The sequence below is a fragment of the Micromonospora sp. NPDC049051 genome, from assembly GCF_043197575.1.
Taxonomy (GTDB): Bacteria; Actinomycetota; Actinomycetes; order Mycobacteriales; family Micromonosporaceae; genus Micromonospora.
Genome location: NZ_JBICTL010000004.1, coordinates 409,454 through 429,255 on the forward strand (window position 1 = coordinate 409,454; position 19,802 = coordinate 429,255).

The 19,802-nt window shown below is 74.6% G+C and carries 16 protein-coding genes; 11 read left to right on the plus strand and 5 right to left on the minus strand.

From position 1 onward, the window contains the following. The first annotated feature begins 27 nt into the window (after positions 1–27). A complete protein-coding gene (locus ACGFIR_RS18715) occupies positions 28–2,988 on the plus strand; it encodes a DUF4407 domain-containing protein (RefSeq protein WP_393146193.1) in 2,961 nt (986 codons plus the stop codon). Between the two features lie 3 nt (positions 2,989–2,991). Continuing rightward, complete coding sequence (locus tag ACGFIR_RS18720; protein ID WP_393146195.1) at positions 2,992–4,506, plus strand: WD40 repeat domain-containing protein; 1,515 nt, start codon at positions 2,992–2,994, stop codon at positions 4,504–4,506. A 56-nt stretch (positions 4,507–4,562) separates the two neighbouring features. Here ACGFIR_RS18720 and ACGFIR_RS18725 read toward each other — a convergent pair whose 3' ends face one another. Together ACGFIR_RS18725 and ACGFIR_RS18730 are read right to left on the minus strand one after the other, a co-directional pair. Next, positions 4,563–5,756, minus strand: a complete 1,194-nt coding sequence (locus ACGFIR_RS18725; RefSeq protein WP_393146197.1) for a pyridoxal phosphate-dependent aminotransferase — start codon at positions 5,754–5,756, stop codon at positions 4,563–4,565. 72 nt (positions 5,757–5,828) lie between these two features. Continuing rightward, a complete protein-coding gene (locus ACGFIR_RS18730; RefSeq protein WP_393146199.1) occupies positions 5,829–6,275 on the minus strand; it encodes an MmpS family transport accessory protein in 447 nt (148 codons plus the stop codon). Between the two features lie 226 nt (positions 6,276–6,501). Here ACGFIR_RS18730 and glmS point away from each other — a divergent pair, with 226 nt between their 5' ends. Next, positions 6,502–8,415: a glutamine--fructose-6-phosphate transaminase (isomerizing) gene (glmS, locus tag ACGFIR_RS18735; RefSeq protein WP_393146201.1), complete on the plus strand. Its 1,914-nt coding sequence runs from the start codon at positions 6,502–6,504 to the stop codon at positions 8,413–8,415. A gap of 68 nt (positions 8,416–8,483) precedes the next feature. Here the strand turns inward: glmS and ACGFIR_RS18740 are convergent, their stop codons facing one another. Both ACGFIR_RS18740 and ACGFIR_RS18745 read right to left on the minus strand, forming a co-directional pair. Further along, complete coding sequence (locus tag ACGFIR_RS18740) at positions 8,484–10,319, minus strand: alpha/beta hydrolase (protein ID WP_393146203.1); 1,836 nt, start codon at positions 10,317–10,319, stop codon at positions 8,484–8,486. After that, a complete protein-coding gene (locus ACGFIR_RS18745; protein WP_393146205.1) occupies positions 10,316–10,612 on the minus strand; it encodes a type VII secretion target in 297 nt (98 codons plus the stop codon). Before ACGFIR_RS18745 ends, ACGFIR_RS18740 begins: the two co-directional genes overlap by 4 nt. 175 nt (positions 10,613–10,787) lie before the next feature. On the opposite strand from ACGFIR_RS18745, the gene ACGFIR_RS18750 reads away from it, so the two are divergent. The 5 genes from ACGFIR_RS18750 (at position 10,788) to tsaE (ending at position 15,522) form a co-directional block, all read left to right on the plus strand. Then, positions 10,788–11,156 (plus strand): holo-ACP synthase, encoded by a 369-nt coding sequence (locus ACGFIR_RS18750; protein ID WP_088998407.1) that lies wholly within the window; start codon positions 10,788–10,790, stop codon positions 11,154–11,156. 51 nt (positions 11,157–11,207) lie between these two features. Continuing rightward, complete coding sequence (locus ACGFIR_RS18755) at positions 11,208–12,677, plus strand: NAD(P)H-hydrate dehydratase (RefSeq protein WP_393146207.1); 1,470 nt, start codon at positions 11,208–11,210, stop codon at positions 12,675–12,677. A 134-nt stretch (positions 12,678–12,811) separates the two neighbouring features. Then, positions 12,812–13,930 (plus strand): alanine racemase, encoded by a 1,119-nt coding sequence (alr, locus tag ACGFIR_RS18760; RefSeq protein WP_392998508.1) that lies wholly within the window; start codon positions 12,812–12,814, stop codon positions 13,928–13,930. Further along, positions 13,927–15,018 (plus strand): alpha/beta fold hydrolase, encoded by a 1,092-nt coding sequence (locus ACGFIR_RS18765; RefSeq protein WP_393146209.1) that lies wholly within the window; start codon positions 13,927–13,929, stop codon positions 15,016–15,018. Before alr ends, ACGFIR_RS18765 begins: the two co-directional genes overlap by 4 nt. Positions 15,019–15,039: 21 nt before the next feature. Continuing rightward, entirely contained in the window at positions 15,040–15,522 is a 483-nt protein-coding gene (gene tsaE, locus ACGFIR_RS18770; RefSeq protein WP_393146212.1) for a tRNA (adenosine(37)-N6)-threonylcarbamoyltransferase complex ATPase subunit type 1 TsaE, read from the plus strand. A 52-nt stretch (positions 15,523–15,574) separates the two neighbouring features. Here tsaE and ACGFIR_RS18775 read toward each other — a convergent pair whose 3' ends face one another. Beyond that, positions 15,575–16,975, minus strand: a complete 1,401-nt coding sequence (locus ACGFIR_RS18775) for a lipase family protein (protein ID WP_392998514.1) — start codon at positions 16,973–16,975, stop codon at positions 15,575–15,577. Positions 16,976–17,292: 317 nt separating this feature from the next. Between ACGFIR_RS18775 and ung the strand changes: the two genes are divergently transcribed. From ung to tsaB, 3 genes are all read left to right on the plus strand, one after another. Next, entirely contained in the window at positions 17,293–17,994 is a 702-nt protein-coding gene (gene ung / locus ACGFIR_RS18780; RefSeq protein WP_393146598.1) for a uracil-DNA glycosylase, read from the plus strand. 86 nt (positions 17,995–18,080) lie between these two features. Next, the gene (locus ACGFIR_RS18785) at positions 18,081–18,974 is read left to right on the plus strand and encodes a hypothetical protein (protein ID WP_393146214.1); all 894 of its coding nucleotides are present in this window, start codon (positions 18,081–18,083) and stop codon (positions 18,972–18,974) included. A 70-nt stretch (positions 18,975–19,044) separates the two neighbouring features. Continuing rightward, entirely contained in the window at positions 19,045–19,722 is a 678-nt protein-coding gene (gene tsaB, locus ACGFIR_RS18790) for a tRNA (adenosine(37)-N6)-threonylcarbamoyltransferase complex dimerization subunit type 1 TsaB (RefSeq protein ID WP_393146216.1), read from the plus strand. Positions 19,723–19,802 lie beyond the last annotated feature (80 nt).

Consider the following 19,802-nt stretch of genomic DNA (forward strand, 5'->3'; position numbering starts at 1 on the left):
GCCAGGCCTCGCCCCGAAGGACGGACGATGACCGCAGACGACCAGCCGGGCAGTTCCTCCGACGGCCCGGCAGCACCAGGCCCGGGGGCACCTCGCGACGATCCGGCCGCAGCCGGCGGCGTCAGTGCCCCGGAGGTGGACGACCGGGCCACCCTGGCCGGCATCGCCGGCCGGCCGGCACCCGCTGCGCTACCGGGCCGGTGGGACGCCGGACGTCTCCTTCGTGGCTTCTGTGGGGTCGATGAGACGCTGCTCGCCTGGGTGCCGCAGGAACGCGCCCGGTACACCGGCATGGGTGGTGCCGTGCTCTTCACCGCGCTCATGGCGTTCGGTTCCATGTCGGTGGCCCTCTTCATCGCCTTCCCCGAGGCCGGCGCGGGAGCCGTACTGCCTGCGGCGGGGCTGTGGTTCCTGCTGATCCTGAACTTCGACCGCTGGCTGGTCGCCACCCCCCTGTCGAGCAGCGGGCTGCGGAAGCTGTGGACGGTCCTGATCCGGATGGGCATGGCTCTGATCTTCGGCGTCGTCGTCGCCGAGCCGTTGGTGTTGGTGGTGTTCCACAGTGCCGTGACCGAGAAGGTGCACGATCTGCGCCGTATGGAGGTCAACGAGTTGCGGGCGCAATGGGAGCACTGCAACCCGTTGGCCGTCGCGACTCCGCAAGGCGGAAACCAGACGGGGGCGGCCACGGTTCCCGCCGGCGGTGCCGTCCCGGCTCCAGCGGCGACGCCCGGCACTGCCGGGACCCGACCCGGAACGTCCTCGCGCCGGGACGGCGAGGAATGCGCCGAGCGTGTCGTGCCGACGCCCGAGGTCATCACGGCGTTGCAGAACGAGTACAGCTCGAAGCAGCAGCAGCTCGTCGACCTGCGGACCACGCTCGCCCCGCTGCGCCAACACCACGATGCCCTCGTCAGGAAGTCCCAGGACGAGTGCCTGGGCAAGCCCGGCGTCGGGCAGACCGGGCGATACGGTGACGGGCCCGTCTGCAAGCGCCTGACCGGGGACGCGGAGCGCTATGCCGAGCTCAACCGGCTCGACGAACTGACGAAGAGCGCCGCGACGCTGACGGGCCAGCTCCAGGAGCTGACCGGGAAGATCCACGACGAGAGCGTCAAATGGATCGAGACGCGACGGACGCACATCGACGCCGAGGTGCAGGAGAAGAAGGACAATTTCGGGCCTGTCGGCCTGTTGGAGCGCATCGAGGCGCTGCACCGGCTGGCGGCTGAGCACGCCGCCCTGGCGTTGGGGATCTGGGCGGTACGGGCGCTGTTCATCCTGGTGGACCTGGCTCCGGCTCTGGTCAAGTTCAACTCCGGCACGACCACGTACGAACGGTTGACGCAACGTAGCCTCAACCTCGGCGAGATGCGGTACTCGGCGTTGGCGCTGGAGGAGACCGCACGGGCGCACCGGTGGGCGGAGGACCAGAAGGAAAACCTCGACGTCGAGCGAGCCAGGTCGGCCGCCGGACGGGCGGCCGAGTACGACACCATCGTTGACGAGCTGGAACGGCACTGGGCCCGGGCCGCCTCCGACCTGCCCCATCCGCCGGGCGGACTCGGCCAGTCGGACCGCGGTTTCCCGATGTCGGAGTCGGCGTACTCGTACGCAGCCGAGGAGACCCTCCCCCACGAGGATCCGCCCGACCGGATGGAGGGGGAGGAGGAGTTCGGCGCGGCCTCCGGTGGGCCGGTCGATGACGAGGAGCTGACACCGCGCGAAACCCACGTCCGCCGGGCGATCCGTTCGCTGCCACGGATGAACGTGGTCACCCTCGGGGGTGTGGGGGTCGGCAAGACGACGTTGATGGCGGTCATGTTCGCTGAGCTGGAGGACGACGAGCATCGGCCCGGCCGGGGCTACCGGATCATCTGCCCGGACGTCGAGCAACGGGACGCGCTGTCGCGACATGCGATGGCGGTGCGGGCACCGGGCATCGACTGGCCCGAACACACCAGCACGGACACGGTCCAGGAGTACGAGTTCGACTGCCTGGTGCGGGTGGACCACGAGGAGTTTCCTGTCCTGCGGCTGCGCTATTTCGACTACGCCGGCGAGTTCATCGAACGCGGTACGGGAATCGGTCCGGCCGACCGGGCGGAGTTGGCGCGACGGGTCGGAGCCGCGGATGCCGTCCTGTTGATCGTGGACGGCGTCCGACTGCGCGACTGCGAGGACGATCCGCGGCAGCGCAACGACTTCGACCACCTGCTCAAGACCTGCGTGCAGTGGACCGAGGGGGCGGACTGCCCGGTCCAGGTGGTGGTGACCAAGTGGGATTGCCTGGAGGACGCCCCGGACTCGGCCGGCCGGCCGTGGGACCGGGAACGGCTGGTGCTCGCGCTGGAGCGCTACCCCGCGATGCGTCGGCTGGCAGGCCGCCGCCAGAGGCTGGCTGGCGGTGGCGGCGGCAGTCCCGGCCTGCGGGTGATCCCGGTTTCGGTCGTGGGCAGCGGCGCGGTGCGGGAGCGGTCGGGTCCCGGCTATCCGCTGATGGAGAAGGTCGGTCCGGGTACCCCGATCAACGTGGATGTGCCGTTCGCCGGACTGCTGCCCGACCGACTGCTCCAGGTGCTCGACGGCATGGGGCACGGCGCACTCAAACGTCGACTCCGCATCGCCCGCCGCCGCCGGATCCGTTACCGCGTGACGACCGCGTTGACCGGTGCGAAGCAGCTGTTGCGCGGACTCACGCTGCAACTCGACGTGGGCTTCGCCTCGCTGGGCTGGCAGCACCAGGCCGCCACGGATCCCAGTGCGGGTTGGCTGGCCTCGGGCGTGCTGGAGGAGCGCCTGGTCACCCTGCGCCGTGACATCGCCCGCGACGCCGAGCTCGTGGGCAACGCCCAGGAGCTGCGCAGGCGGGCCGACTGGTCGCTGCGGGCCAAGTTGCGCGTACTGGAGTGCTTCACCCGTCGCTTGGCCCGCTTCGACCGGGAGTTTCCCGGCCGGGGTCTGCGCGACACGACCGTGGGGGAGTGAGCGGTGAGTGCGAACGCGGTTGCCCGTCGTCCGGACGGACCGATGTGGCCGTTCCTCATCAGCCCGGCGGGCCGGGGCGGCAACCGGCCCATCATCCTCCCCGACCTGGACCTCGGCCACGACCCCGGCCAGCGGTTACAGGCCCTCGTCCACGGCGCCGCCGACGGTGTGGTCCAGGTGCGGGAGCTCAACACCCACCGGCACGGACACCTCACCGCGGTGTTCCGACGCGCCCGGGCGGCCAGCGACGGCACCGCGCACCTGTGGGACCTGTCCCGTCAGCGGCGGATCGCCAGCCTGGTCGGACACGTCGCCCGGGTCACCGACGTGACGTTCTCCCGTGACGGAGCCCTGGTTGCCACAGCCAGCTGGGACCACACGGTGCGTGTCTGGGACGTCCGCTCGGCCCAGTCGGTCGCTCTCCTGGACCACGACTCCTGGGTGGTGGGATGCCGGTTCTCGCCGGAGGGGCGTTCGGTGGTCACGGCCACCATCGACGGCACGATCACGACGTTCGACGTGGCGTCCGGCGACCGGATCTCCGTCAGCCGGGTGGCAGCCGTGCTCACGGGGGCGGTGGAGATCAACCATGTCGGGCGGGTGCTCTTCGTGGCAGCCGCTGACCACACCATCCGGGCGGTCAGGCTGCGTACCGGCGAACAGCTTGCGGCGCTGCGCGGTCACGGGGACAGGGTCACCGCCTGCGCGCTGGCCCCGGAGGGAAGGCGGTTGGCCAGCGCCAGCCGCGACGGGACCGTCCGGGTGTGGGACCTCGACACCGGACGGGAGCAGGCCACCCTGACCGGCCACCGGGACTGGGTGACCGGCTGCGCGTGGCCCGAGCGGCACCTGCTCGTCTCGGCCGGGTGGGACGGCGCGCTGCGGCGCTGGTACCCGCGGTCCGAGGTGCTGCTACAGGAGGTGGGGCCGCTGCGGGCGTGCGCGGCGGTGCCCGGCACCGGCCGGCTGCTGGTTACCGGCGAGCACGGTCGCATCGTCGAGCGGCACGCCGACCGGCCGGACAGGACCAGGGTGCTCGCCGGAGACGCCGGCTGGATCGACGTGGCCGGCTGCTCGGCCGACGGCCGCCTGATGGTGACCGGCAGCCACAACGACGGGCCGGTCGGACGCCATCCGTTCCGGGACGGGTTCGGCCGCCCGGTGACGATGGTCGAGGGCGTCCTGCTGCCGGGGCGTCGCGGCGAGAGCGTGCTGACCGATCTGGACTGGCAGCGGGTGCATGCGGTATGCCTGGACGGTCTGGGCATCGCCCTCACGGATGAGCGGGGACAACTGGTGGTCCGCGGCGAGCCCCAGGCCCGACGTGGCGAAGCCGACGCGCGGCCCCGCACGGACATCGCGCCGGGTCCGAGCGGCCGGCCGAGAAGGAGTCTCGCCTCCGCTGTCGAACCAGCGGAGCCACCGCCCCGCCGCAGCCTCGGGTGTGCGCTGCCCGCGATCGTCGCCGCCGTGGGGGCGGGCGCCCTGTGGGAGTTTCTCACCCGTCTGCTCAGCTGAACCGGCCGACGCCGGGGTGCCGACCCCGGGAGGCGCCGCGACGCCCGTGCTCCGGGTCAGCCGGTTGCCAGGCGGCGCAGCCGGTCGACCGCCTCGGTCAGCACCTCCGGGCGCTTGCAGAAGGCGAAGCGGATCAGGTGCCGGCCGGCCTCCACGTCGTCGTAGAAGACCTGCGTCGGGACGGCCACCACGCCGCACCGCTCGGGCAGCGACCGGCAGAACTCCACCCCGTCCCGGCCGCCGAGCCCGGTGACGTCGGCGGTGACGAAGTAGGTGCCCTCCGGCGCGAGCACCCCGAACCCGGCGTCGGTCAGCCCGCCGACGAGCTGGTCGCGGCGGGCCTGCATGCCGTCGCGGAAACCCGTGAAGTAGTCGTCCGGCAGGGCCAGGGCCACCGCGACCGCCGGCTGGAGCGGCGCGGCGTTGACGAAGGTGAGGAACTGCTTCACCCGCAGCACCGCCGACACCAGTGCCGCCGGGCCGCTCACCCAGCCGACCTTCCAGCCGGTGCAGGAGAACGTCTTGCCGGCCGAGGAGATGCGCAGGGTGCGCTCGCGCATGCCGGGCAGCGTGGCCAGCGGGACGTGCGGGCTGGACGCGTCGGTGAAGACCAGGTGTTCGTACACCTCGTCGGTGACGGCGTACGCGCCGTGCTCCTGGCACAGCTCGGCGATCAGCGTCAGCTCGTCGGGGGTGAACACCTTGCCGGTCGGGTTGTGCGGCGAGTTCAGGAGCACCAGCCGGGTACGCGGGCCGAACGCGGCGCGCAGGGCGGCCGGGTCGAAGGCGTACCGGCCGTCGGCGGCGGGGCGCAGCGTGACCGGGCGCCGGACCGCGCCGGCCAGCGCGATCGAGGCGGCGTACGAGTCGTAGTAGGGCTCGAAGCAGACGACCTCGTCGCCCGGCTCGCAGAGCCCGAGGATGGCGGCGGCGATCGCCTCGGTGGCGCCCGCCGTCACCACGATCTCGCCGTCCGGGTCGTACTCCAGGCCCCAGAATCGGCGCTGGTGCGCGGCCACCGCCGCGCGCAGCGCCGGGACGCCCGGACCAGGCGGGTACTGGTTCTGCCCCGAGCGCAGCGCCTCCGCCGCGGCGGCGAGCATCTCCGGCGGCCCGTCGGTGTCGGGGAAGCCCTGCCCGAGGTTGACCGCGCCGGTGCGCACGGCGAGGGCGGACATCTCGGCGAAGATGGTCGTCCCGAACGGGCGCATCCGGGCCACCAGCGGGTCGACATCGTCGGTCGTCGTCATTCGGTCAGCCTAGGGGCCGCCGTCGCCGGGACGCACCGCGCGGATGGCGCGGCCCGGAGGAGAGGGTGGCCGTCAACCGGTGCAGGTGGCCCGCCATCCGCCGTTCGAGATGTTCGGCGGGCCGGTCTCCACGCCGCCGATGGTGACCCGGCAGCCCATCGTGGGCGCGTCGTCGGTGCGCTGGGTGACGACCACCGTCCGCTGCGTCGAGCCGTCGCTGACGAAGCTCAGCCGCCACGGCAGCTTCCTCCCGCTGAGCTGGCGGAACTGCCCGGCGGCGTCGAAGTACTCGATGTCGGCCAGCCCGGTGCCGGTGGCCTCGTAGACGACGGTCGCCGGCCAGGTCGGGCCGGGGGTGGCGCTCGCGGTGGCGGGTGGCGCGGAGGCCGGGGGCGCGGCCTGCGGCACCTCGGCCGTGCAGGAGGCCGACGTCGCCAGGGCGGCGAGCAGGGCGAGCGAACGGGCGGTCCGCAGCAGCCGGCGGGCGTGCGGATGCGGTGTCGTGGACGGCGTCGACATCGGTTCCCTGGCGGTGGGGGGCGGTCAGGCGGTCAGAGTCTGGCGGGTGTGTCCCCTCTACGCAACCGCGTTCCGATCCGGCGGTTCAGCCCGCCGAAGCCGCCGTCGCGACCGGCGTCCGAGGCCGTGGACGATGCCCGGGTACGCCCTGTTCGCTCAAATTCAGTGATCGTATGCCCGGCTTTCGCGCAGGCGTGATGAGTGAAACTGGGTTAGGCTGCGGGACATGTGTGGAATCGTGGGTTACGCCGGCACGCGCCCGGCGCTCGGCATCGTGCTCGACGGACTGCGGCGGCTGGAATACCGCGGCTACGACTCGGCCGGCGTCGCCATCGTCTGCGACGGCGCACTGCTGACCGAGAAGAAGGCCGGCAAGCTGGCCAACCTGGAGAAGGTGCTCTCCGAACGGGCCGCCGAGGATCCCACGTCCTGCGCGGCCAGCCCGATCGGCATCGGGGACGGCACCACCGGCATCGGGCACACCCGCTGGGCCACCCACGGCGGCCCGACCGACCGCAACGCCCACCCGCACCTGGCCCCCGACGGCCGCGTCGCCGTGATCCACAACGGCATCATCGAGAACTTCGCGAAGCTGCGCGCCGAGCTGGAGGCCGACGGCGTGCAGTTCACCAGCGACACCGACACCGAGTGCGCGGCGCACCTGCTCTCCGCCGCGCTCGCCGACCTGCGCGCCGCCGGCCACCCCGACGGGCCGCAGCTGCTCGCCGCCGGCATGCGCGTGGTCTGCCAGCGGCTGGAGGGCGCGTTCACGCTGCTCGCCGTCGATGCCGCGGTGCCCGGCGCGGTGGTCGGCGCCCGGCGCAACTCGCCGCTGGTGGTCGGGCGCGGCGACGGGGAGAACTACCTCGCCAGCGACGTGGCCGCGTTCATCGAGCACACCCGGGAGGCGGTGGAACTCGGCCAGGACCAGATCGTCCTCATCACCGGCGACACCATCGAGATCACCGACTTCGCCGGCCAGCCCGCCAGCGGCAAGGACTTCCACATCGACTGGGACTCCTCGGCCGCCGAGAAGGGCGGCTACGACTGGTTCATGCTCAAGGAGATCGAGGAGCAGCCGCAGGCCATCGCCGACACGCTGCTCGGCCGGCTCACCGAGACCGGCGAGATCATGCTCGACGAGGTCCGCCTCAGCGACCAGGACCTGCGCGACGTCGACAAGATCTTCATCGTCGCCTGCGGCACCGCGTACCACTCCGGTCTCGTCGCCAAGTACGCCATCGAGCACTGGACCCGGATCCCGTGCGAGGTGGAGCTGGCCAGCGAGTTCCGCTACCGTGACCCGGTGCTCGACCGGTCCACGCTGATCGTGGTGATCTCGCAGTCCGGCGAGACGATGGACACCCTGATGGCGCTGCGGCACGCGAAGGAGCAGAAGGCCCGCGTACTGGCCATCTGCAACACGAACGGCTCCACCATCCCCCGCGAGTCCGACGCGGTCCTCTACACCCACGGCGGGCCCGAGATCGCCGTCGCGTCCACCAAGGCGTTCCTCACCCAGCTCGTCGCCTGCTACCTGATCGGCCTGCACCTGGCCCAGGTGCGCGGCATCAAGTTCGCCGACGAGGTGGCCGCCGTGGTGGAACAGCTCCACCAGATGCCGGGCAAGCTGCGTGAGCTGCTGGACCGGATCGAGCCCGTCCGCGAGCTCGCCCGCGACCTGAAGTCCGAGCCGACGGTGCTCTTCATCGGCCGGCACGTGGGCTACCCGGTGGCCCTGGAGGGCGCGCTCAAGCTCAAGGAGCTGGCGTACATGCACGCCGAGGGCTTCGCCGCCGGTGAGCTGAAGCACGGCCCGATCGCGCTGATCGACAAGGGCACCCCGGTGATCTGCATCGTGCCGTCCCCGGTCGGCCGGGGGATGCTGCACGACAAGGTCGTCTCCAACATCCAGGAGGTGCGGGCGCGCGGCGCCCGGACGATCGTGATCGCGGAGGAGGGCGACGAGGCGGTCGTCCGCTACGCCGACCACCTGATCTACGTGCCGCGTACGCCGACGCTGCTCGCGCCGCTGGTCACCACCGTGCCGTTGCAGGTCATGGCGGCCGAGATCGCCGCCGCCCGGGGGCACGACGTGGACCAGCCCCGCAACCTGGCGAAGTCGGTCACGGTCGAGTAGGTCCGGCCGCCCCGCCACCGGACCCCCGTCCACCGCACCCGTGGGCGGGGGCCCGCCGCGTACGCGGGTCACCGGCCGAGCACCACCCGGGCCATCCCGTCGAGGGCCGGGTTGTCGGCCGCCCAGTAGCCGGTGTGCCCGTGCCGGCCGCTGGGGAACGTACGCCCGCCGAAGCCCGGGTGCGACGGGTCCTGCCCGAACCACAGCTCGCGCTCCGGCGCGCCGAGCAGCGCCCCGATCGCCGGACCGACCGGCGACGCGCCCAGCAGGGCACGGCGGGCCAACTCGTCCGGTGACCGGGCCCATCGGATCACGTCGTCCGGCGCGGTGCTCGCCCAGACCTGCCCGGGCGGCAGGCCCAGCTCGCCCGCGTGCGTGACGCCCACCCCCGGCGAGCCGACGAAGACCAGGGCGTCGGCAGCCAGCCCGTGGTCGCGGGCGGCCGTGCCGACCACCAGCGAGCCGTAGCTGTGCCCGAGTACGGTCTGCCGGCCCGGTGGGTCGTCGTGGGTCGTCCGCAGCCCCTCCTGGAACCGGTGCAGCGCGGGGCCGGCGTCCCGGGCCTGGCCGGGCCAGGCCGCCTCGTGCAGGAAGTCGGGGGCGTCGTAGTCCAGCCAGAGCACCGCGGCGGCCTCCTGCTCGGGGGCGAGCGTGGCGCAACGGGACAGCACCCGGGCCGCCCGCCCCAGCTCGTCGGGCACGTCGTGCAGGCCGGAGGTCATCCCGGGCACGTAGGTCAGCACCCGGGCCGAGCGGTCCGGGTTGCCCAGTGCCACCACCGCCCGCCCCTCGCCCGCCGTGCCCAGCCCCAGCAGGTAGGCCCGGGGCTGCTCGTCGCCGGTCAGGCGGGCGGTCAGCGCGTCCAGCCCCGCCAGGGACTTCCCGACCCGCGCCAGCCCGGCCAGCTCGACCGGCCCGCGCGGCACCCGCTCCAGCAGGCGTCGCCGCGCGGCCAGCAGTTCCTCCCGCCGCGCTTCGAGCAGCAGCCGGTTGGCCTGGTCGCGGGCGGCCACCGGCACCCCGTCGAGGCGGCCGACCAGTTCCGGCTCGTGCGCGACCAGCCACCGGCGCTGCGCGGAGGTGAGCCGGGCCCACCACGCCCGCACCGCGCCCGGGTCGGCGCCGGGCCCCGGGCGGCCGGGCGGTGGCGCGTCGGCCCAGCCCACGCGGGCGGCGTCGGCCAGCGCGTCCAGCCGCGCCGCAGCTTCCCGGTCGGCCGCCGTGGCCAGCACCAGGGCCGCCCGGATCGCCGCGCCCGCCTCGCCCACGCCCGCCCCGGCCACGCCCGCCCCGGCCGCGCCTGCGCCGCCCGCCCCGGACCCGTGCGCGCCCGATCCGGACCCGCCAGCTCCGCCCGCCCCCGATCCGCCCGCGCCGGTGCCACCCGTGCCGGGCGCGTTCGTCCCGGTGCTGCCCGTCCCGGCCAGGGCGGTCGCCGGGGCGCGGGCGGGGCCGGCGGTGACCCGGCCCTGCCGGTCGACCCCCAGCCCGGCCGCCTCGGCGCGGGCCACGGCGGCGGCGAGCCGGGCCTTGGCGGCACCCAGCCGGCCGGCGAACTCGGCCAGCACCTGGTCGGCCTCGATCAGGGCGGGGGAGAGGGCGGCCAGTTCGGCACGCAGCGCCGCGAGCCGGGTGCCGGCGGCGTCGGCCGCCCCGCCCGACCAGCCGCCCCGCAGCAGCGCGGCGCCGGCGGCCAACTCGTCGGCCCGGCGCGCCGCCGGGCCGGTGAGCCCCCGCCAGGCGACCCCGGCGGCCCGCCACGCGCCGGGGTCGGCCGCCCACAGTTGCCGGTAGCCGACGTCCGTCGCACGCTCGGCGGGGTGCGCCGGACGTCCGGCCGGCCGCGTCGGAGCTGTCCGGCCCGCCGGCCGCGCCGGGCGGCCCGTCGCCGGGGGCGTGGTCACCGGGGCAGTACGGTGAGCCGTCCGGCCGCCCGGTCGTCCACCGCCTCGTACGCCTCGGCGGCGGCCCGGACCGCCCCGGCCGTACCGGCCACCCGGGCACCGAGCCCGCCGAACCAGGCGTGCACGGCCGACTCCAACCCCGTCAGCGCCGCCCCGGTCGACCACTGCGCAGCGGACACCACCAGCCCCGACACCCCGGCCAGCCCGTGCGCCAGCCGGTACGCGTCGTCGTCGAGCCCACGCGCGGCCCGGCGCAGCGCGTCGGGTCGTACGGTCAACGGCTCCTCGGTCATCCTCGGCCCCCCGCCTCGCGGAAACATCGACGGGCGCGACGTTAGGCGTCGTCCACATCCCCGCGCGCGGCCTGTGGACGACGGCCCTTCCGGCGTACGTCCGGTCGTCCACAGGCGTTGCCCGGCGCCGAACCGACGGCTAATCTGCGGCCGCCCGCGCCGGTAGGGTGAGCGGGTGATCGTCGCTGTCGGCATCGACGTCGTCCTCGTCGAGCGGTTCGCCAAGGCCCTGGCACGGACACCGCTGCTCGCCGACCGGCTCTTCACGGAGGCCGAGCGCCGCACCCGCTCCGGCAACCCGCGCTCGCCCGAGTCGCTGGCCGCCCGCTTCGCGGCCAAGGAGGCGGTCGCCAAGGCGCTCGGCGCCCCGGCCGGCCTGAGCTGGCACGACTGCGAGATCGTGCCGGACCCGGACGGTCGCCCCTGGCTGACCGTCTCCGGCACGGTCGCGGCGGCGGCCACCGAGCGCGGGGTCAACCGCTGGCATCTCTCGTTGTCCCACGACGGCGGGATCGCCTCGGCGATGGTGGTCGCGGAACGGTGACCGGGGCGTGCCGGCTCGCGGCACGCCGGGGATCGGACGAAACGGGGTGGCATGAGATCGGTGTGGCGGGTCGCGGACGTACGCGCGGCGGAGGCGGGCCTGATGGCCACGCTGCCCGCCGGGACCCTCATGAAGCGCGCGGCGGCCGGGCTGGCCCGCCGCTGCGCGCTGCTGCTCGCCGACCGGGGCGGCGTCTACGCGGCGCCGGTGCTGTTGCTGGTCGGCTCCGGCGACAACGGCGGCGACACGCTCTACGCCGGCGCGCACCTGGCCCGGCGGGGCGCGACCGTGTCGGCGCTGCTGCTGACCCCCGGCCGGGCGCACGCGGAGGGGCTGGCCGCGCTGCGGGCCGCGGGCGGGCGGATCGTCGACCGGCCGCCGGGGACCGTCGACCTGGTGCTGGACGGCATCGTCGGTATCGGCGGGCGCGGCGGGCTGCGGGACACCGCCGACCAGCTCGCCGCCAGCCTCGTGCGGCACCACGGGCGCGACGGCGAACCGGCCGCCGTGGTCGCCGTGGACGTGCCCAGCGGGGTAGCGGTCGACACCGGGCACGTGCCGCTGACCGCCTCCGGTCGCCCGAGCGCGGTACGGGCCGACGTGACGGTGACCTTCGGTGGGCTGAAGCCCGCCCTGGTGGTGGGTCCGGCCGCCGCGCTGGCCGGCGAGGTGGAGCTGGTCGACATCGGGCTGGAGCCGTGGCTGCGGGGCAGTCCGGCGCTGGGCGTGACCGAGTGGTCGGACGTCGCCGACTGGTGGCCCCGGCTCGGCCCGGCCTCCGAGAAGTACACCCGGGGCGTGGTGGGCGTCGCGACCGGCTCGGCGACCTACCCCGGCGCGGCCGTGCTCTCCGTGGCCGGGGCGCTGGCCGGCCCGACCGGCCTGGTCCGCTACGCCGGCTCGGCCCGGGCCGACGTGCTGCGTCGGCACCCGTCGGTGATCGCGACCGGTCGGGTCGCCGACGCCGGGCGGGTGCAGGCGTGGGTCTGCGGCTCCGGTCTGGGCACCGGCGAGGAGGCGGCCGGGGAGCTGCGGGCGGTGCTCGCCGCCCCGGTGCCCGTGGTGCTCGACGCCGACGCGCTGACCCTGCTGGTCGACGGCTCGCTCGCCGACCGGCTGCGCAAGCGGGACGCCCCGATCGTGGTCACCCCGCACGACCGGGAGTTCGCCCGGCTCTGCGGGGAGGAGCCGGGCGCCGACCGGGTCGCCGCCACGCTGCGGCTGGCCGCCTGGATGAACGCGGTGGTGCTGCTCAAGGGCGACCGTACGGTGATCGGCACGCCGGACGGCCGGGCGTACGTGAACCCGACCGGCACCCCCGTGCTGGCCACCGGGGGCACCGGCGACGTGCTGGCCGGGTTGCTCGGCTCGTTGCTCGCGGCCGGTCTGCCTGCGGAGTGGGCGGCGACCGCCGCCGCGTACCTGCACGGGCTGGCCGGCCGGGAGGCGGCCCGGAGCGGGCCGGTGACGGCCCCGGACGTGGCCGACGCGCTCCGCCCGGTCATCGCCCGTCTCGGCTGACCCGCTGGCCCCGGCAGAACCGGCGGCACCTCCTGCCACTGTCGGCACCGCTCAGCGGATCCGCCTCCTGCCTCGGCCGCGTCGACTGCGCTGGCCTCGGCCGGGGCGATCGGCGGTGAAAGTAGGCTGGGGGCATGTGGCAGGCCGAGGTGCGCGTGGACCTGGACGCGATCCGCGAGAACGTGAGCCGGCTGAGGGCCGGCACCAGCGCCGAGCTGATGGCGGTGGTGAAGGCCGACGGCTACGGCCACGGCATGATCCCGGCCGCCCGCGCCGCCCTCGACGGCGGGGCCGACTGGCTGGGGGTCTGCACCCTGGACGAGGCGCTCACGCTGCGCCGGGCCGGGATCGGCGTGCCGGTGCTGGCCTGGCTCCTCGCGCCGGGGCTGCCGCTGCACGAGGGCGTCGCCGCCGGGATCGACCTCGGCGTCGCCAGCCTGCCCCAGCTCGACGAGATGGTCCAGGCGGGCCGCGCCGCCGGCCGGCCGGCCCGGCTGCACCTCAAGATCGACACCGGGTTGGCCCGGGGCGGCGCGACCGTCGCCGACTGGCCGGCCCTGCTCGACGCCGCCGCCAAGGCGCAGGCCGACGGCCTGGTCGAGGTGGTCGGGGTGTGGAGCCACTTCGTCTACGCGGACTCGCCCGGCCACCCGACCATCGACCGCCAGATCGCCGTCTTCCACGAGGGGATCGGCATGGCCGAGCAGGCCGGCCTGCGGCCGCGCTACCGGCACCTGGCCAACTCGGCCGCCACGCTGACCCGGCCCGACACCCACTTCGACCTGGTCCGCCCCGGGCTGGCCGTCTACGGCCTCTCCCCGGTGGCCGGCGAGCGCTACGACCTGCGCCCGGCGATGACCGCCCGCGCCCGGGTGATGCTCGCCAAGCGCGTCCCGGCCGGCTCCGGCGTGTCGTACGCGCACACCTACACCACCGAGCGGGAGGCCAACCTCGCGGTGGTGCCGCTCGGCTACGCCGACGGGGTGCCCCGGCACGCCTCGAACAGCGGCCCCGTGCAGCTCGGCGGCAAGCGCCGCACGATCTCGGGCCGGGTCTGCATGGACCAGTTCGTGCTCGACTGCGGCGACGACCCGGTGGCCGCCGGTGACGTGGTCACCCTCTTCGGCACCGGCGCCGACGGCGGGCCCACCGCCGACGACTGGGCCGAGGCGGCCGGCACCATCAACTACGAGATCGTCACCCGGTTCGGCGGCAGCCGGGTGCCACGCGTCTACGACGGCGAGCGCCCGTGACAGCCCGCTCCCGCATCCCGCTGCCGCGTACCGGGCACGCCAGGGCGGCCGTCGGCGCGCTGGCCGCCGTCGGGGTCGCCGCCGCCGGGCTCGCGGCCGGCGTCGCCACCGAACGCGCCCTGATCCGCAAGCTCAAGGCGGACCCCACCGACCCGTACGCGGGCGAGGTCTTCGACGAACAGCGGTACGACGAGTCCTTCCGGCTGGAGATGCCCGACGGCACCGACATCCACGTCGAGGTGGTGGAGCCGACCCGCCCCCGCCCCGGCAACCCGACCGTGGTGCTGGTGCACGGCTTCTGCCTGGACATGGGCACCTTCCACTTCCAGCGCAAGCTGCTCGCCGAGCGGGGCGAGCACCGGATCGTCGCGTACGACCAGCCGGGGCACGGCCGGTCGGGGCGGCTGGAGACCGGTGAGTACGACCTCACCGCGCTCGGCCGGACGCTGCGCGAGGTGATCGACCGCGCCGCCCCGGAGGGGCCGCTGGTGCTGGTCGGCCACTCGATGGGCGGGATGACCATCATGGCCTTCGCCGAGCTCTTTCCGGAGCTGTTCGGCGACCGGGTCGTGGGCACCGTGCTGATGGCCACCTCGGGCGGTCTGCTCGCCGAGACCAAGCTGGTGGCGCCCGCCCTGCTCGGCCGCGTCGGCACGCCGGTGCTCTACATGGTCGGCAACGTCACCCGCTACGGCGGCCCGGTGATCGACCGGGCCCGCAGGTCCACCACCAACGTGGCCTGGCTGCTCACCCGCAGGTACGGCTTCGGCACCCGCCACCCCAGCTCGGCCCTGGTGTCGTACGTCGAGACGATGAACTCCCGCACGTCGGCCGACACGGTGACCCGCTACCTGCGCACGCTGGCCACGCACTCGCGGTTCCCGGCCCTCGCCGCGCTGGCGGACACCCCCGTGCTGGTGGTCGTCGGCGACAAGGACATGATCACCCCCGTGACGCACTCCGAGGAGATCGTCCGGCGGCTGCCGCACGCCGAGTTCGTCAAGATCTCCGACAGCGGGCACGTGGTGATGCTGGAGCACGCCGACGAGGTCAACGCGGCACTGCTGCGGTTCCTGGAGGCGCTGTGAGCCGGGGGGGGACGAGGCGCTGTGAGTCACGTCGTGAAGCTGCCGACGGTCGACGACACCCACGAGTTCGGGCGGCGGTTGGCCGGGCTGCTGCGTGCCGGCGACCTGCTGCTGCTGACCGGGCCGCTCGGCGCCGGCAAGACCGCGCTGACCCGGGGCATCGGGGCCGGGCTCGGGGTGCTCGGGGACGTCACCTCGCCCACCTTCGTGATCGCCCGGGTGCACCGGCCCGACCCGGCCCGGGGCGGCACGGTGGCGCTGGTGCACGCCGACGCGTACCGGCTGGGGGACGCCGCCGACCCGCGTGCCGAGATCGACGACCTCGACCTGGACGCCTCGGTGGACGACTCGGTGACCGTCGTGGAGTGGGGCGAGGGCCTGGTCGAGCAGTTGGTCGACGCCCACCTGCGGGTACGCCTCGACCGGCGCGACGACGACACCCGGGTAATCGAGCTGGAGCCGGTCGGCGGCGACTGGGCGCGGCGGCTGGCGACGCTGCGCTGACCGAGGCGGGGCTCCGGTCGACGAGCGCCGCCGAGCCGGCCGGCGGGAACACCTAGGGCTGGAGGGGCATCGTCCAGCAGTTGGAGTGGGCCGTCCTGCCCCCGAGGCGGTCGGCCATCCAGGACACGGCATTGCCCTGGTCGGTGATGAGCGGCACCAGGTGGTTGGTGAGGATCTTGTCCCCGAGGTTCGGCAGGCTGATGGCCTCGTAGGTGACGTTGGCGCCCTTGCGGCACCAGTCGACGGCCAGCTGGCGGGACTGCCGGTAGGGAACGATGTCGTCCTGGACGCCGGCCGCCAGGCGTACCGGGCCGGCGGGCTTCAGCGTGCCGATGCGCTGCCTGTCGAGGGCCGCCTGCGCCTGGGGGGAGGCCGCGATGACCTCGCCGAGGGACCTGCCGCTGATGGTCCACTTGTTGCTCTTCGTGAAGCCGTAGCCGAAGAGCGCGTCGCCGACGCACATGGTCGACATGTCCTTCAGCGCCGCCCTGCCGGTGGTGTTGATGTTCGCCTCGACGACGTCGCGCAGGGCCGGGTCGGACTGGGCGAAGCCGTTCATCGACCAGCCCAGCGCACCGGCGAGGGCGCTGCCGTCGATGCCCTTGAGGACCGCGGTCAGGTCGGCGGGCGGGGCGCCGACGTAGGTGCCGGCCAGCGGCACGTCCGGTGCGTACGTGGGCTGCAGTTCCGCGGCCGCCGCGCTGGCGCCGCCCCCCTGGCTGTAGCCGTACAGGCCGACGCGTGAGTCACGGGTGACCGATGCCCCCGGCACGGCACGTGCGGCGCGGGCCGCATCCAGCAGGGCGTGCCCCTGGTCGAGGCGGTTGACGTAGGTGTGCAGCCGGTCGGTGGCGCCCAGACCGACGTAGTCGGTGACGACGACCGCCGCGCCGGTCGAGAGGAGGCGGTAGATGGCCAGGGCCTCGTAGCCGACCGACACGGTGTCGCCGCGCAGGGTCAGCGGGTACTGCAACGCCATCGAGGGCGCGCACTGGTCGCCCTGCCCCACGGTGCCGGAGGCGACGGCCACGAGCGGGCGCGGGCCGGTGCCCCGCCACGACGCCCACGGTTCGATGTAGGCACCGGTCACGCCGACAGCCTGGCCGTTGGAGTCGGTGGACCGGTACATCAGTCGGGTCGCCGTGCCCGGCATCGGGCGACCGTCCAGGCCGGGGATGCTCAGGCCGAGCGGCAGCGGCTCGCTGCGGATCAGTGCGCCGTTGGTGGCGGGCAGTTCGGCGGGCGGGTTGTAGAAGACGGGGATCGTCACGCCGCGGGAGACCACGGGTGCCGACGCGTCGGCGGCGGCCGGTACGCCGGAGACGCCCAGGCAGACTGCCGTTGCCGCCGCGACGGCCAGGGTGCGCATGCTGGTCGCCCGCAGTCGGGTGCCGGGGGCCGTGGGGTGCGTGGGGTCGGGGGTGGAACAGGGACGGGGGATCCTGCGGCTCACAGATCGCTCCTCATGAGCATGGATGGAGGTGGATGCAAGCTAGCAGCGCCCCGAGCCGCAGGTGACCCGCCAGTAAGTTACGCTACGGTAACTATTGCGGGTCGATCCCGCGTCGACGCCCGCCAAGCGACGCGCCGCCCCCGCCCGCCGACCGCGTCGCCATCGCCTGCCGACCGTGCCGCCCCCGCCCGCCGACCGCGTTGCGGCCCGGGTGGCCCACGCGTGCGGACGATCCGGCCCAGCGCCTGACCGCGCGGTGTCAAGGGATGTCGGTTGCCACTGGTATGAAGGTGGCGATCGACTACGAAAGGTTGCCGATGCCCGACGCCGCCCCCACCCTGGACCTGCTGGCGCTGCTGCCGGAGGACTGGCGTGCCGTGCTCACCCCGCACCTCGGCTCGGCCCGCACCGCCGAGTTGGCCGCGTTCGTCGCGGGGGAGTACGCGACCCGCACCGTCTTTCCGCCGGTCGAGGACCTCTTCTCGGCCTACCGGCTCTGCGCGCCGGCCGACTGCCGGGTGCTGATCCTCGGGCAGGATCCCTACCACAAGGCGGGGCAGGCGCACGGGCTCAGCTTCAGCGTGCGCGAGGGCGTGAGCGTGCCGCCCTCGCTGCGCAACGTCTTCAAGGAACTGGGCGAGGACCTCGGCGTGCCGAAGCCGCGCGGCGGCAACCTCAGTGGCTGGGCGGCGCAGGGCGTGCTGCTGCTCAACTCCGTGCTCACCGTCCGCGAGGCGACGCCCGGCTCGCACGCCAACCGTGGCTGGGAGGAGTTCACCGACGCCACCATCCGGGCGCTCGACGCCATGGACTCCCGCGTGGTCTTCCTGCTCTGGGGCGGCTACGCGCGCAAGAAGGCCGCCCTGGTCACCAACCCGCAGCACGTGGTGCTGGAGGCCGGGCACCCCAGCCCGATGAACCCGCGCGGCTTCCTGGGCAGCCGCCCGTTCAGCGCGGCCAACAAGGCGCTCGCCGACGCCGGCCTGCCCACGGTCGACTGGGAGCGTTCCGCCGGCTGACAACAGGGCACTTTCGCGGTGACGGCGCGCTGACCGTCCGTTGTAGCCTGTGCTGCGAGCGGTCGGTCGGCGCGTACGCCGTGGCGGTGCCGACCTCGCCGAGCAGCGACGCGAGCCGGGAGGCGGCGATGGCGGCGACGGTCAGCGAACAGCGGTGGCGGGTGGCGCGGACGGCGTTGGCGGAGCAGACGGACCGCTTCCTCGACCTGGTCCGCGCCACCCCGCCGCAGGCGATGGCCACCGCCCACTGGTCGGTGACCGACACGCTGGCCCACGTGGGCTCCCTCGCCTGGTACTACGTCTGCCTGGTGGACCCCGGGCATCCGCCCCTGCCGGTGCCGGGCCTGCACCGGCAGTTGCCCGACATCACCGTCGACACGGTGGCGGACTTCAACGACGTGCTGCTGCGGCACCTCACCGAGCGCGAGCCGCAGGCTCTGGCCGACCGGCTGCGGGCCGACGTCGGGCAGCTCCTCGCCGCCTGCGACCACCGGCGCCCCGACGAGACGGTGCCCTGGCTCGGTGGCGCCCGGGTACCCCTGGCCGGCCTCTGCGCGCACCTGGTCAACGAGCTGCTCATCCACGGTCACGACGTGGCTCGCGTCGCCCGGCGGCCGTGGTCGCTGCCCGGCCGGGACGCCGCGCTGTTCATGGAGCTGTTCCTGGCCGGGGTGGTCCGGCACGGCTACGGGCGGCTCATCGACGGCGGTGCGCCGCCGAGCGAGCGCCCGGTCGTGGTCGAGTTCCGTTCGGCGTACGCGGACCCGGTCCGGCTCATGCTGCACCGGGGGCGGATGACGTTCGCCGACCCCGACGCCCCGGCGGACGCCCGGATCGACCACGACCCCGGCACGCTCAACCTGATGATGTTCGGCCGGGTCAGCCGAGCCCGGGCGGTGCTCACCGGCAAGGTACGCGTCAGCGGCCGGCGTCCCTGGCTGCTGCCAGGTTTCCTGCGCAAGTTCCGCACCCCGAGCTGACTCCGCCGGCCCGCCCCGCCGGCCGGGGCGTGACCGGGGGGGACGACGGGGGCGACTAGGCTGGCTCACCGTGCTCGTACTGGTGGTGGACAGCTCGACCCCCGCGGTGACCGCGGCGCTGGCGGAGGTCACGGCGGAGGGCGTGGCGACCCGTGCGCACCGTCGCACGGTCGACGCCCGCGCCCACGGTGAACTGCTCGCGCCGCAGGTCGACGCCGTGCTCGCCGAGGCCGGCGCCCGCCCCGCCGACCTGGGCGCGATCGTCGCCGGGCTCGGCCCCGGCCCGTTCACCGGGCTGCGGGTGGGACTGGTCACCGCCGCCACCATCGGCCAGGTGCTGGGCGTCCCGACGTACGGCGTCTGCTCGCTGGACGCCATCGGCCACCCGGCAGCCGCCGGCGAGCCGGTGCTGGCGGCGAGCGACGCGCGCCGCCGGGAGATCTACTGGGCGGTCTACGACGGCGCCGGCCAGCGGATCGTCGGGCCGGAGGTCTCCACGCCGACGGTCGCCGCCGAGCGCGCCCGCGACCTGGCCGTGACGGTCGCGGTGGGTGACGGCGCGCACCGGTACGCGGACACGCTCGGCCTGCCCGTGCGGGACGAGCCCCGCTACCCGGACGCCGACGTGCTGGCGACCCTGGCCGCCGAGCGCATCCGGGCCGGCGCCCCCTCCGAAGCGCTCACCCCGCTCTACCTGCGCCGTCCGGACGCGGTGGCGGCGACGGCCCGAAAGCCCGTCCTACCGTGAGCGCGAGGAGTGAGCGGGTTTTGCGAGCCCCGCAGTCGCGGGCCGAGGTGGCGCCGTGAGCGCGAGGAGTGAGCGGGTTT